The sequence below is a fragment of the Spirosoma sp. KNUC1025 genome, assembly GCF_045160025.1.
Taxonomy (GTDB): domain Bacteria; phylum Bacteroidota; class Bacteroidia; order Cytophagales; family Spirosomataceae; genus Spirosoma.
This window is the reverse complement of sequence record NZ_CP087139.1, coordinates 3,595,442-3,607,306: the sequence shown is the minus strand read 5'-3', so window position 1 is coordinate 3,607,306 and position 11,865 is coordinate 3,595,442. Positions and strand designations below refer to the sequence as shown.

General features: G+C 47.8%; 14 protein-coding genes and 1 pseudogene. 5 read left to right on the top strand and 10 right to left on the bottom strand.

Annotated elements, in window-relative coordinates:
- Positions 1-10: 10 nt before the first annotated feature.
- Positions 11-1,642: a hypothetical protein gene (locus tag LN737_RS15755; protein WP_405510743.1), complete on the top strand. Its 1,632-nt coding sequence runs from the start codon at positions 11-13 to the stop codon at positions 1,640-1,642.
- A gap of 148 nt (positions 1,643-1,790) precedes the next feature.
- Here LN737_RS15755 and LN737_RS15750 read toward each other — a convergent pair whose 3' ends face one another.
- The 5 genes from LN737_RS15750 to LN737_RS15730 all read right to left on the bottom strand — a co-directional run bounded on the left by LN737_RS15750 (position 1,791) and on the right by LN737_RS15730 (position 4,997).
- The gene (locus tag LN737_RS15750; RefSeq protein ID WP_405510742.1) at positions 1,791-2,819 is read right to left on the bottom strand and encodes a glycerophosphodiester phosphodiesterase; all 1,029 of its coding nucleotides are present in this window, start codon (positions 2,817-2,819) and stop codon (positions 1,791-1,793) included.
- 96 nt (positions 2,820-2,915) lie between these two features.
- Entirely contained in the window at positions 2,916-3,821 is a 906-nt protein-coding gene (locus tag LN737_RS15745) for a glycerophosphodiester phosphodiesterase family protein (protein ID WP_405510741.1), read from the bottom strand.
- 146 nt (positions 3,822-3,967) lie between these two features.
- Positions 3,968-4,207 carry a hypothetical protein gene (locus tag LN737_RS15740; RefSeq protein WP_405510740.1) on the bottom strand — a complete coding sequence of 80 codons (240 nt, stop codon included), beginning with the start codon at positions 4,205-4,207 and terminating at the stop codon, positions 3,968-3,970.
- A gap of 13 nt (positions 4,208-4,220) precedes the next feature.
- On the bottom strand, positions 4,221-4,550 hold the full coding sequence (locus LN737_RS15735; RefSeq protein ID WP_405510739.1) for a hypothetical protein: 330 nt from the start codon (positions 4,548-4,550) through the stop codon (positions 4,221-4,223).
- A gap of 174 nt (positions 4,551-4,724) precedes the next feature.
- Positions 4,725-4,997: a hypothetical protein gene (locus LN737_RS15730; protein WP_405510738.1), complete on the bottom strand. Its 273-nt coding sequence runs from the start codon at positions 4,995-4,997 to the stop codon at positions 4,725-4,727.
- Between the two features lie 175 nt (positions 4,998-5,172).
- On the opposite strand from LN737_RS15730, the gene LN737_RS15725 reads away from it, so the two are divergent.
- The gene (locus tag LN737_RS15725; RefSeq protein WP_405510737.1) at positions 5,173-6,117 is read left to right on the top strand and encodes an NAD(P)-dependent alcohol dehydrogenase; all 945 of its coding nucleotides are present in this window, start codon (positions 5,173-5,175) and stop codon (positions 6,115-6,117) included.
- A gap of 56 nt (positions 6,118-6,173) precedes the next feature.
- Here LN737_RS15725 and LN737_RS15720 read toward each other — a convergent pair whose 3' ends face one another.
- Positions 6,174-6,824 carry an HAD hydrolase-like protein gene (locus LN737_RS15720; RefSeq protein ID WP_405510736.1) on the bottom strand — a complete coding sequence of 217 codons (651 nt, stop codon included), beginning with the start codon at positions 6,822-6,824 and terminating at the stop codon, positions 6,174-6,176.
- Positions 6,825-7,123: 299 nt separating this feature from the next.
- Between LN737_RS15720 and LN737_RS15715 the strand changes: the two genes are divergently transcribed.
- Positions 7,124-8,104 carry a lipid A deacylase LpxR family protein gene (locus tag LN737_RS15715; RefSeq protein WP_405510735.1) on the top strand — a complete coding sequence of 327 codons (981 nt, stop codon included), beginning with the start codon at positions 7,124-7,126 and terminating at the stop codon, positions 8,102-8,104.
- 174 nt (positions 8,105-8,278) lie between these two features.
- On the opposite strand, the gene LN737_RS15710 is transcribed toward LN737_RS15715, so the two are convergent.
- From LN737_RS15710 to LN737_RS15695, 4 genes and pseudogenes are all read right to left on the bottom strand, one after another.
- Positions 8,279-8,611 carry a hypothetical protein gene (locus LN737_RS15710; RefSeq protein ID WP_405510734.1) on the bottom strand — a complete coding sequence of 111 codons (333 nt, stop codon included), beginning with the start codon at positions 8,609-8,611 and terminating at the stop codon, positions 8,279-8,281.
- 4 nt (positions 8,612-8,615) lie between these two features.
- A pseudogene (locus tag LN737_RS15705) lies at positions 8,616-9,169 on the bottom strand (RNA polymerase sigma factor).
- Positions 9,170-9,181: 12 nt separating this feature from the next.
- A complete protein-coding gene (locus tag LN737_RS15700; protein ID WP_405510733.1) occupies positions 9,182-9,421 on the bottom strand; it encodes a hypothetical protein in 240 nt (79 codons plus the stop codon).
- Between the two features lie 262 nt (positions 9,422-9,683).
- Positions 9,684-9,941, bottom strand: coding sequence for a hypothetical protein (locus LN737_RS15695; RefSeq protein ID WP_405510731.1), 258 nt, complete (start codon positions 9,939-9,941; stop codon positions 9,684-9,686).
- A gap of 117 nt (positions 9,942-10,058) precedes the next feature.
- Here LN737_RS15695 and LN737_RS15690 point away from each other — a divergent pair, with 117 nt between their 5' ends.
- Both LN737_RS15690 and LN737_RS15685 read left to right on the top strand, forming a co-directional pair.
- Complete coding sequence (locus LN737_RS15690) at positions 10,059-10,526, top strand: hypothetical protein (RefSeq protein ID WP_405510730.1); 468 nt, start codon at positions 10,059-10,061, stop codon at positions 10,524-10,526.
- A 191-nt stretch (positions 10,527-10,717) separates the two neighbouring features.
- Positions 10,718-11,818: a carboxylate-amine ligase gene (locus LN737_RS15685; RefSeq protein WP_405510729.1), complete on the top strand. Its 1,101-nt coding sequence runs from the start codon at positions 10,718-10,720 to the stop codon at positions 11,816-11,818.
- Positions 11,819-11,865: the final 47 nt, after the last annotated feature.

Below are 11,865 nucleotides of genomic sequence, written 5' to 3'. Positions count from 1 at the left end.
ATCAGCTCTCATGCAAACCACCATCGACTGGACGAATTCAATCAACTGGCTCATTGCCATTACGTTACTGATCTTATTGATCGGGCAACTTTGGCTCATTGCCCGCAATCCATCGCTGCCGAACAGTCGCAAATGGCTCCGGGCGGGCCTGAACGTATTGCTCTGGCTGGTGCTTGCTGGCTATTTTCTGCAAATTCAGTGGCCTGTTTTCAAGCCATCCAGCCATGCGTTGCTGGTTGCGGATAACGTACCGTCTGCCGTTGCGACTAAACTGAAAGACAGCCTACGTGTTCAGGAGAGTTTTACCAGCCGTGCTTTCAAACCGGATTACGACTCCGTTACGCTCGTTGGCCAGAATTTCCCAACTCAAACCCTTACCCAACTCAGCAACGCCAGTCTGCAATGGATTCCCTACGACCAGCCGGATCAATTGCAGGATATCTGCTGGAAAGGTTTTGTGCGGCAAGGTGAAATTCAGCACGTAACGGGGCGTGTTTTGTCATCCACGGATCATACGCTACGTCTCCGATTCGGCAACAAAACATTGGACAGCGTCGCGCTGCACGAAGGCAATAATTCGTTTTCTCTTCACTTTCCAGCTTTTAGCCAGGGGCGTAGTCAGGCAGAACTGGCATTGGGTCAGAACACAATCGATACAATTCGCTTTTTCACACGCCCCACTCAACCACTTACAGTTCAATTTTTACTGAACAGCCCTGATTTTGAGAGTAAAACACTGGCCGACTGGCTAGGAAAACACGGCCATACGGTTCTGGTATCGGCGACACTTTCCAAAGAAATCACCAGTAACGTCAGCATCAATAAAGTCGGAAAATCGGCGGGAAAAACAGTGCCGGACCTGATCATTACCGAACCCGCAAATGCTAACAACGTAACGGTCCGAAAAGCGATAACCGATGGAAAAGCGGTGCTGTTCATTAACCTGACCAATCCGGAAACCGACTGCCGGCAGATTAATCAGGCCACGGGAAGCCGCTGGCAGGTTCGTAAAACATCCAATGAAGCTTCGATACCTCTTGGGAATGGATTAACAGCCCTCCCCTATCGGTTCGCCGATAATCTGAACCAGTTTACGGTAAGGGGCTTTCCGATAGCGGTGCAGCAAACCAACGGTCGTGTTGGTGTCAGCTTACTGAGCGAAACATATCCGCTTTCGCTCAGTGGCGACAGTGTTACCTACAATCGTATCTGGATGTCGGTTCTGGCGCGCTTATCCCAAGCCGACAGGAATGTCGTTCAGGTAGAATCTCCTGTTTACAGCGGTATTCAGCACGCGATTTATCTAAACAATCCAACGAGTCGATTGCGTACTCTTGAGGTTGGACAGGATACACTGCCCCTGACTTATTCGCCGATTAATGACCAGTTGGCAGTCGGAACTTCTTTATTCAGTAAACCGGGCTGGCAAACTATCCACGATACGCTGGCGGTATACGTCGATGGACCGAATGCGCCTTTGCACGCCAGTCAGGTCGTAGGGCAATTTGTCCAGGCCCATTCGCATGACCAAACCCTTGCTGGACAAACCGATCGGGCATCAACCGCCAAACTTCCTGATTGGGCCTGGCTCCTGCTACTCGTTGCCAGTTTCACTGCACTTTGGGTTGAACCGAAGTTTTAGGAGCGTTTCGTGGTACAGTTTCGTGGTGTCGGGTTCTCAAACCCGAGATGGTGAGGTTTCTCAAAACCTATTGACTTAGCAGTGCTTATAAACGAGGTTTTGAGAAACCTCTCTGGTCAGGTTTAAGAACCTGACACCAGGAAGTGCGTTACTGACGTACGAGTGTGAGCAGCAATTCGGGTTCGTTAGTTGTGATGAAATCAACATGCTGATCCAGCAACCATTGCAGAGCCTCTTTATCGTTTACCGTCCAGACGTTGGTTGTGAGTTTGCGCTGTTTGGCTTCCTGAATCCAGGCTTCGTTCTTTTTGATGACACTCTGGTGGTAGTCAAATCCGTTCAGATGATCGGCAGCAAGCTGCTCCGGAGTTTTATCGCCGTTCAGGTACGAGACGGCCGCTTCCGGACTCAGTTCTTTTACCTTTTTGCAGACATCGTAATCAAACGCAATGTAATCCACCCAGGCCTGTGCTTTCAGGTGATGCACCATGTTGACAACCCGCTCGGTCAGCGCGAGTGATCGTTCTTTGCCCAGTTTGGATGTTTTGATTTCCAGAATCAACTTCGTACGGGTCTGTTTCATGCCTTCCATCAGATAGGACTCCAGCGTAGGGAATGCTTCACCGTTACTCAATTTGATTTTCGCCAGTTCAGCGGCTGGCGTTTTTTCAATTTCTGTGCCCTGTATGGTGTGATCGTGGTTAACGAACAAAACGGAGTCCGATGACATGTGTACATCAAACTCACTGCCCATGCAACCCAGCTTGACCGCATTCTGAAGCGAGGTAATCGAATTTTCGGTAGTGGCTGACTGCTTCCAGGCGCCCCGGTGTGCAATCACCTGATTCTTAATGAACGAATCTTTTACTACCCGCAGCGTATCCCGCAGGGTGCCACCTGTAGTCTTCCCTTCGATAACTACGTCATACCAGGGTTTGTCGGTCCGAGCAGCTTCGGCGCTGATGGCTAATTGATTGGCTTTATTTATTGTGAATAGCTTTGCAGTAGCCCCCTGTAACGTATAGCGACTGACAGCGCCTTTCGATTGTAACGTACCGACGGTTAATTGAGTCGGCGAATAGGTATAGCTGGTGAGCGAAAAAGGAAATACTTGAGCCATTGCGGGCATAATTCCGAAAAAGGTAGAAGCAACTAACGTAACAAGCTTTGATTTCATAACTAGATTCAGCTAATATATTTCGCCAAAGGTAATGTACAGAGCTATGTGCCTTGCGGCTTGTCTGGAATGATAAAACATTCTTAATCTACACATCTACTTTTTGACAACATCCGACAAACGAAACGCTTCGGCCACGTCAATCGGCAGGTCGGATTCCAGCACGCTGGCTCCATCTTTAATGATAGCCTGATACGCGGCCAATCGCTCGGATTTGTTATTCAGTTTATCGTACGTAGGTGCCGACGAAATCATGCACATAACGCCCTTTGCGTGAAGCAGTTTATACATTTCCTGATTATCTGGTTTAATATCCGGACCAATGTATGCTATCATGTGGCTCCAGGGAATGCCCGCTTTTTCGTATTCTGCCATGGCCTGTGGCGTTTTCACAAACGCCGAAAACATCCGGTCTTTGTTGTCATCGTAGTAGTAACGGGCTTGCTCTGCGGTATGCACCGTGAGCATGACAAAGGCATCGGCTTTATGTTTCCGGATAATAGCCGCAATCATGGGAAACGGTACGTCCTTCTTGTCCAGATTCAACACGGTTTTATCTCTTGCCCACTCAATAGCTTCAGCCAGGGTCGGAATGCGATGATCCGTTACGTTGCCATCGGCATCTTTCAGGTACAGTTTTTTTAATTCAGCCCAGGTGAAATCATTTACTTTTCCGTGGCCCGTTGTGGTCCGGTCCAGCGTTTCGTCGTGCATCAGCACGATGACACTGTCTTTGGTCAGGCGCGGATCAGTTTCGTAAAAAGCGGGGGTATGGAGTAGGGTATTCTCGAACGTAGCTATCGAATTTTCGGGAAAGCCCTTGACCATGCCGCCCCGATGCCCACTAATAATCGGCTTTTTCTGAGCAGTCCATCTAAAAAAATCATGAAGGTCCTGAACGGTCTTGATGGGCAATCGATACAGCGGCTGGTCTTGCGCAGACTGCGTAAATCCGCCCATAACCAATAGGACGGCCGCGACAAGAACGATTTGTTTGGTCATGATAAGCTTGAAGCCAGTTCATTACGTTAAGCCGAAAATTAATTGACCTTACTTATCGAACCCTGCGAATGAAGCAAAACGTAATAATTTGCTAACACAAAAAGGCAATCCGCTATTGGATTGCCTTCTACACAAAATAAGAGCGATTAATAGGCCGTGGTATCAGGCTGAACAGGTGGCCGATCATCGCGGTGGTGCGGACGACGATCGTCATAGCGGTCGCCGTCCCGATACCGATCATGGTGACCGTACCAGCCATGGCGACCGTAGTAGCCATGATAACCCCAATGGTGGCCAAATGAACGGGGACCGACGAGAGCCATCAGACTCCCGAAGGTAAGGGCCGCCGTCAGTACAACGACCCAGGGATTTAAGCGATTTCTCATTCGTTTCAGTTGTTTAGCTGTTTGTTGTTGTTTCGTTTGCCGGATTTTCCGTCGATTTACGAGCTGCATATTCACCGCAGCGACCATTCTCGTATCGTTGCTTAAACTGGGTATATTCTTCGTCGCTCATCTGACGAATCCTGTCGGTGAAGGCTGGCGTATAGCCAAATCCCCGGTCCCTTCCCCAGCCACCCCGCCGGAAGCGTCCACCCCCAAACAGGCGAAACAGGGCACCAATTATCAGGAAAAAGACGATCAGCCGAAGCAGAAAGAACGGCATAATAAATAAAGCGGCTCCAATAAGCAGGCCCGCCAGAATTGATCTTACAAGTGTGTTGTTCATTGTGTGTTGTGTTTACGTGTTGTTCTAAATAGGATGACGCGCTAGTCGGGAAATTACTTTATGATGGCTTAAAATAGTTGATGACTTATCTGGATCTGGTGATAACCGGCATAAAAAATCCTCGCCAGATTTACCCAGCGAGGATTTTTTCGGAGAAGTAACAATCGAATGTATTCAGGATTCCGTAGCCATATTTTCACCCGATCCGGTTTGATCCTTATCCGTTCCGGTTAGTGACCCATTGTTCTCTTTGCGTCTGGATACACCGGAATCGTCCTCATCGCTATCCCGGTTAGGGCCGCTAACATCCGCCGAATTTGAATCAGTTGACGTATCATCCGTCTTCTGGCTAACCGATACGTCGTTGCCCATTGCTCCTGGATTATTACCTGCTCCACCCGACGTCATTTGACCATCGGGTGCATATTGTCTGATTTGCTTTTTCATAGCGGTTATCTGGTTTTGTTCTACTACGTAACTCACCATCAATAATTGATACGAGGCTCGATTGTTGACCGATCAGGAAAATATTCAACTGGCGGCCTGTACCAATCACTAAAATAGCTAAACCCCAAAAGGTGGTTGACTTGTTATCCATGAACAACAAGATTCCCAATCAGCTATGAGAGCCGCAGTTATTAACCAGTACGGAACCAGCCAGGAATTGCACGTAACGGATGTGCCTAAACCAGAGGTAGATACCCACGATGTGCTTATTCATATCCATGCGACTGGGATTAACCCGATGGATACCAAAGTCAGGGGCGGCAGCATGAAACTGCTTTTATCAAACGATTTCCCTACGATTCTGGGTGGTGAGTGTGCCGGTGTTGTTATGGAAGTTGGTCTAATGATTACCGATCTACAGATTGGCGACCGGGTCATTGCCTCACTGGGTCCTACGGGTGGTGGGTATGCCGATTACGCAGTGGCTAAACGGAAAAATGTGGTTAAACTTCCCAATGAAGTCCGTTTTGAGCAGGCTGCCGCTCTCCCTGTGGCTGGCCTGACTGCCTTACAGGCCCTTCGCGATAAAGGGCATCTTCGCCCTGGCGACAGCGTACTGATCAATGGTGCTTCCGGTGGTGTCGGTACGTTTGCCATACAAATTGCCAGCTTGCTGGGCGGTCGGATAACAGCGGTTTGCAGTGCCGACAACGCTACTTTAGTTCAGCAGTTAGGCGCGGAACATGTGATCGATCATAATACAGTCGACTTTACCAAACTACCGGAGCGCTACAATCTGATTTTTGATGCGGTGGGCAAAAGCAGCTTTGACGACTGCAAACACGTATTGACAGAAGACGGTACCTACGTAACAACAGTTCCATCGCCCAAACAAATACTGGAGCAAGTCGTCACCCTGTTCACTTCGCAAAAAGCCGAATCAATACTAACGAGTTTCAGTCAGGAAGATGCAACCTGGCTGTTGAAACAAATGGCCAACGGAAAACTTCAGACAATAATCGACCGAACATACCAACTGGACGAACTGGCTCAGGCGCATGCCTACAGCGAATCGGGCAAAGTAAAAGGGAAACTCATTGTGAAGCTCATTGATGATTAAACCGCGTCAGCACGATTGAACAGACTAAGCATGAAGTCACTCGTTTCGGGTTAATCTTACCGCTTTTCCGATAAGTTATTACCAAGTACTGTTCGTACGATATCATCGGGCTTATAAAACAGCTCAATTCCGGGATAGACCTCCAGCGCATCAACGCGGGTGTAGCCCCAGGAAACGGCCCCAAACGCCATAGCGGCTTCGTTGGCAGCCTCGATGTCCCGAATCTCGTCGCCAACGCAAAGAACTTCGGCAGACGTAACACCGCTTTTTTCGATTGCCTTTTTGAATTTGTGCTGCTTCCCGAATAGCGACGTCCCGCATCCGTAGTACTTAATGAGCGCTGCACTTTCGGGGCCAAGTACCCGGCGGATATTTGCTTCAGAATTAGAACTGACAACGGCTAAACGCACACCGTAATCAGACAACTGCTTTAACATATCGGGTATGCCATCAAATAGCTGTATCTGGTCAATGTCCCGGCTCATCAGTCGGATAAATGAACTGGCAATCAGGGGTATTTTCCAGGCGGGCAGTTTGGCATTTTTCATCAGCTGGCGGGCATCCATGCCCCTCATTTTGTCGATGTTCTCGGTATCAATTTTCGGAAACTTATAGGTCTCTGCCAGGATATTTACGGTATGCAGAAAATACGGAAAGGAATCGGCCAGGGTACCGTCAAAATCAAAAATGACCAGTTTGTACTTCATCGCAATTGGTGATCTATGTAATTTTCAGACCTGTTCCGACGCTCATCAGGAACCAGGCGCATCCAGTGAATTCGTATGAACAGCAATATCGTCATTAACAGAATACATTCTGTCAATAGCCAGCGGGCTTATCGGATCGTTCAGGGCTGTAAACTGGCCCTGAAATTGGTCGTTCTCTATTGGACCCCCTTTTAAAAATCAATGGCCAGAATCCTTTTTGTATCTATAGAATCTTCCCGAAAATTTTTAGCCAAAACAGCATGAGGGTAAAATCGATTACTTATGCAGCGATTCGTTGTATGAAACCTTCTCTGATCTTAACCTTGTTCCTGTGTTTTTACGGCAGTTGTGGCCATTCTCAACATCCTTATGAGCTAAAAGTCACCTCCGATAATGATAACTACTGCCTGCAACTCCATGACGGGTATTATACAAATGGCTTGTTTTTAACGCTCAACTACGTACCGAACTGGCTCAGCAAACGTATCCGCGAAACGGGTAAGCTCACTAAAATCACGTCTTCTTATCAACTGGGTCAGATGATATTCACACCTGGGGTTATCTCACCAACCTTATCAAGAGATCTTATTGACCGGCCATTCGCAGGGTATTTATTCGCGGAGAAAGGAATGACGTTTTTCTACAAAAAAGGCCATGTTCTGAAAACATCGCTTTCGATTGGAACTACCGGCCCTAATTCGCTGGCCCAGCAATCACAGTTTTTTATTCATAAAACACTTGAATTAGATCTACCCAAAGGCTGGCAGTATCAGGTTAAAAATGAAGTGGGCATCAATATACAAGGACAGTACTGGCACGAACTTATACCTGAATCATGGCGCAGAAAATGGCTGGATATTCACGCTACGTCTCAGGTAACCCTCGGGAATACATTTACCAATGTGTCAGCAGGACTGCTCTTTCAGATGGGGCTTTTTGAAGCCACAGGCCAGTCTTCTCTGTACGGTGCCCGTATTGATAATGATCAGTCGTCCTCCCGGAAACCCAACGAGTTGTACGTCTTTTTTTACCCTTCCTACCAATATCAACTCTACAACGCAACGGTTGAAGGGAGATTTTTCAGCGATAATGCAGGTTCTGTTTTATCGCCCATCAGGCATTGGCTATATAAGAATGATGTTGGCTTTGTTTATTCCTTACCGCGGTGGACGTTTCAGGTCGTTTATTCATTCAAAGGGCGGGAAGCTACCCGTATGCGTCAGCCAGAAAACTATGTTAGTCTGGCAACCTCCTTTCGTTTCGGTCATCAAAACCACTAGCCGATTAATTTGCATAAGAACGTACTGGAATTGCCATTTTTGAAAAGCCGTGGGCATTTTATGAAGATCGTCTGCACCAATCAATATGTTGGCTGTCAGATGAAGCAATTTGCTCGAGTTGGCAACGTAACCCAGCATTTCCGGTTTTCAAACGCGGTTACAGCACCAGCCTTATCAGGGTTTGTTTTCACCGCGCCAGCGACGGTGCCATTCACTTCTGAACTTCGCCCGGTCTTCATCGTTCATCTGGCGCCATTTCTCACGCCAGTGTGCGCCCGCCCCAAAAGAAGGCCCACCCGAAGGCCTGCCAAATTTGAACCCACCAAACAAAATCCGCGATAGAACCAGTATACCCATTGCCTGCCAGTACGTTACGGCTTTCACCGGCACAACCGCTACCAATACGTTGTTCCAGAGCCAGTACACTACGTAAGTAATGAACGCCAGTGCCAGTAAGATAAGCATCGGAAAAAAGCCAAATCGTCTTCGTCCGTAAGGTGTTCTCATGGTCTTAAAGTTTATCGAGTTCGTCGTAAAGGGTTTTGAGTCGCTTGCGAAGGTGCTGAACAGCGTATCGTTTTCTTGAAATAATCGTTTTCAGGTTTTCGCCCGTTTCATCGGCAATCTCCTGTAAAGTCCGATCTTCCAGTTCGTTCTGAACAAATACACTGCGCTGATTTTCGGGTAGTTCGTCCAGCGCCCGCATCAATTCTTCCCAGAATAAATCCTTAAAAAACTGATCCTCGGGTGTTTGGGCATCGGCCAGCAAAATTTCCCGAAAACTGACATTACTATCTTCATCCTCATCAAACGACAGGTCCGACAGGCTGTCTTCTTTTTCCGGCGGTATGTATCAGTTATTCGGTTGCGGGCCACCTGAAACAGCCATCCGCTAATGCTTTCGATACCGTCGAGATCAACCACCCGGCTAAGTTGATACCAGACATCCTGCAAGATATCTTCGGCATCTTCGTCGGATCTGACCTGCCCACGAATAAACCGAGACAGTCGGCTTCCGTACTGCTTAACTGTCTCGATTATTGTTCGTTTGGGTGGTTCAGCCATGTGCAGCACCAGTTAGAGCTTTTCGTCATCCACGCCCGATGTCAGACGGTCGAAGGCTTCAGAAATCCTGACTTTGTTCGGGTTATGATGTCGCATGATGAGCGATGTCAGGTAAATTTCGGCTACCGTAGCCGTTATACGTGGGTCGGACGGTGTTCGGTTACCACTGGCATTGACAATCATTCGGATCACTAAATCAACTACATTCGGCTCGTCTTCGTCAGAGAGAAACTTATAGAGTACTGGCGTCATACTTCAATGTTGCACTTTTCTCGCGAAGCTTGGCCAAAGCTGCCTGCACTTTATAGTTCGTTTTATACGCTTCCACCATCCGCTTTTATTCAGCGCGTTTTCTGGCAATCATCTGGCGTGCTCAGGCAACGGCCCGTTCGTTGCTGGCTTCGACTGGTTTTCAGGCTGCGTTTTCTGTGCCATACGTTTAATGATCTATCGCTCAAAACTATACGTATTTCAACAACAAAAAAAGCGAATACGATCACCCACAGTCCTGCTGCTACGTTTTACTACGTTCATCCAGTTCGCGCAGTACGTCGGCCAATGTTCTGAACCGATTGGCATCACCAATGAAGCCCAGCCCCGACATGATCAGCGCGAATCCACCCGTACTCACCCAGAACCAGGAGTCGGCGTTAATCTCTTTGAGTTTCGACCCGTGCAACAACACGGCCAAACCACTTCCCAGCAACATAGCCCCTCCACCTCCGAAAAGCCAATATTTTGTAATCAGTTTTTTCTCACGTTCCGTTTGCATACACATTCTACGTTTAAATGGTCTATTCTTCAGGAAAACCATCTGTACGCCATCCGGTTTTCGGAAAAGCCGTATCTTCCACGGGTTATTTTAGAATTTGACATTAAATCCCCGTTTATGAAACACATTCCCCTTGTTGCTATTTTCTGTGTGTTGGTTGCCTGTGCGCCCAGCAAGGAAAAGATTTGTGGCAACATTGACGAGGGTATCCGCACCTATCTGGAAAAGGCAGCTTCGAGAGCAAATAAGGACATAGATATCCACGAGTTAAAAACGACTGGCTTTGATATGATCGGTGCCGGGCAGATCGATACGCTCAGTAAAGCCGAATACGCTCGCAAGATTGCTCACTTTCTGACCCTACAAAAGTCGGCAGGTGCCAGAGCGAAAGCCTATACCGACTCAGTTGATTATTACACGAAGCTGGACTCGCTGACTACGTTACAGATTACGAACAGATGGCAGGACCCCAAAGTCTATTATTACTCCCGGACTTATGTCGACGTAACGATTGGTAACACCAAAACTGTCGACACCATTCGGTATGCACTCGATCGAACCTTCAAGCTGATCCCGATTCTGTGACTCAGCCGGTGGATTACCGACTTGTCAATTCAAGTCATTTTGTTTCTTCCTGGCTTCTTAAGGCCACATAAAGGGATTAACAAAAAAATGAATGACGATCCGGTGCGTAGCGCGTCTATCTAAAAACTATTATCTTACCCCTTCGTTTCTTAACTGACAACCGACTACATTTTTTCTAAATCATAACGTCGATGCCCGTATTCACTCTCGGAATAGAAGAAGAATTCCAAACGATTGACCCAAGCTCGGGCGAGTTACGTTCGCACATGTCCAAGATTGTTGATGGGGGCCAGATTGTCCTGCACGAACGTGTCAAGGCTGAAATGCACCAGGCTGTGGTGGAAGTTGGCACCAACATCTGCAACAACATTCAGGATGCCCGTCAGGAGGTGACTTACCTTCGAAAAATGATTATCGAACTGGCCGACAAGCAGAATCTTAAGATTGCAGCGGCTGGCACTCATCCTTTTTCAGACTGGCAGGATCAGCTTATTACGCCCAATGAACGGTATGACCGGCTTATTGAAGAACTACGCGACGTGGCCCGTTCAAACCTGATTTTTGGATTACACGTACACGTGGGCATCGAAAGTCGGAACGAAGGCATTCAGATTATGAACGCCGTGCGGTATTTCCTGCCGCATATTTACGCCCTTTCGACAAACTCACCCTTCTGGCGGGGACGTAACACGGGCTTCAAATCGTACCGGTCCAAAGTCTTTGATAAGTTTCCTCGTACAGGCATTCCCGATTTCTTCTCGTCAGCTGCCGAATACGACGAATATATCAATCTGTTGGTCAAAACAGGCTGCATTGACAATGGTAAAAAGATCTGGTGGGACATCCGGCTGCATCCTTTTTTCGACACCATCGAGTTCCGTATCTGCGACGTACCGATGCGGATCGACGAAACGCTCTGTCTGGCAGCTATCATGCAGGCGCTGGTTGCCAAGATTTATAAACTACATAAACAAAACCTGAACTTCCGCCCCTACCGGCGTATTCTGATCAACGAAAACAAATGGCGGGCGGCTCGGTACGGCATTGAAGGCAAATTAATTGATTTCGGAAAGCAGGAAGAAGTGCCAACGCATCATCTGATCCACGAACTGCTCAACTTCATCGACGACGTAGTGGATGAATTGGGAAGCCGGGCAGAGTGCGAGTACGTCCTGAAAATTCTCGAAATGGGTACCGGAGCTGATCGCCAGTTGGCTGTTTTCCAGCAGCATAACGACTTAAAACGCGTTGTTGATTACATTGTCGAGGAAACTTCTTTGGGAGTCCTGTAGTTTTTTGAATACAGCGGCTGGAAAGCCGCTATTTCTATATATTGCTT

Coding starts and splice junctions, on each gene's coding strand:
- LN737_RS15755 (WP_405510743.1), top strand. CDS start 11: ATGCAAACCACCATCGACTGGACGAATTCAATCAACTGGCTCATTGCC.
- LN737_RS15750 (WP_405510742.1), bottom strand. CDS start 2,819: ATGAAATCAAAGCTTGTTACGTTAGTTGCTTCTACCTTTTTCGGAATT.
- LN737_RS15745 (WP_405510741.1), bottom strand. CDS start 3,821: ATGACCAAACAAATCGTTCTTGTCGCGGCCGTCCTATTGGTTATGGGC.
- LN737_RS15740 (WP_405510740.1), bottom strand. CDS start 4,207: ATGAGAAATCGCTTAAATCCCTGGGTCGTTGTACTGACGGCGGCCCTT.
- LN737_RS15735 (WP_405510739.1), bottom strand. CDS start 4,550: ATGAACAACACACTTGTAAGATCAATTCTGGCGGGCCTGCTTATTGGA.
- LN737_RS15730 (WP_405510738.1), bottom strand. CDS start 4,997: ATGAAAAAGCAAATCAGACAATATGCACCCGATGGTCAAATGACGTCG.
- LN737_RS15725 (WP_405510737.1), top strand. CDS start 5,173: ATGAGAGCCGCAGTTATTAACCAGTACGGAACCAGCCAGGAATTGCAC.
- LN737_RS15720 (WP_405510736.1), bottom strand. CDS start 6,824: ATGAAGTACAAACTGGTCATTTTTGATTTTGACGGTACCCTGGCCGAT.
- LN737_RS15715 (WP_405510735.1), top strand. CDS start 7,124: ATGAAACCTTCTCTGATCTTAACCTTGTTCCTGTGTTTTTACGGCAGT.
- LN737_RS15710 (WP_405510734.1), bottom strand. CDS start 8,611: ATGAGAACACCTTACGGACGAAGACGATTTGGCTTTTTTCCGATGCTT.
- LN737_RS15700 (WP_405510733.1), bottom strand. CDS start 9,421: ATGACGCCAGTACTCTATAAGTTTCTCTCTGACGAAGACGAGCCGAAT.
- LN737_RS15695 (WP_405510731.1), bottom strand. CDS start 9,941: ATGCAAACGGAACGTGAGAAAAAACTGATTACAAAATATTGGCTTTTC.
- LN737_RS15690 (WP_405510730.1), top strand. CDS start 10,059: ATGAAACACATTCCCCTTGTTGCTATTTTCTGTGTGTTGGTTGCCTGT.
- LN737_RS15685 (WP_405510729.1), top strand. CDS start 10,718: ATGCCCGTATTCACTCTCGGAATAGAAGAAGAATTCCAAACGATTGAC.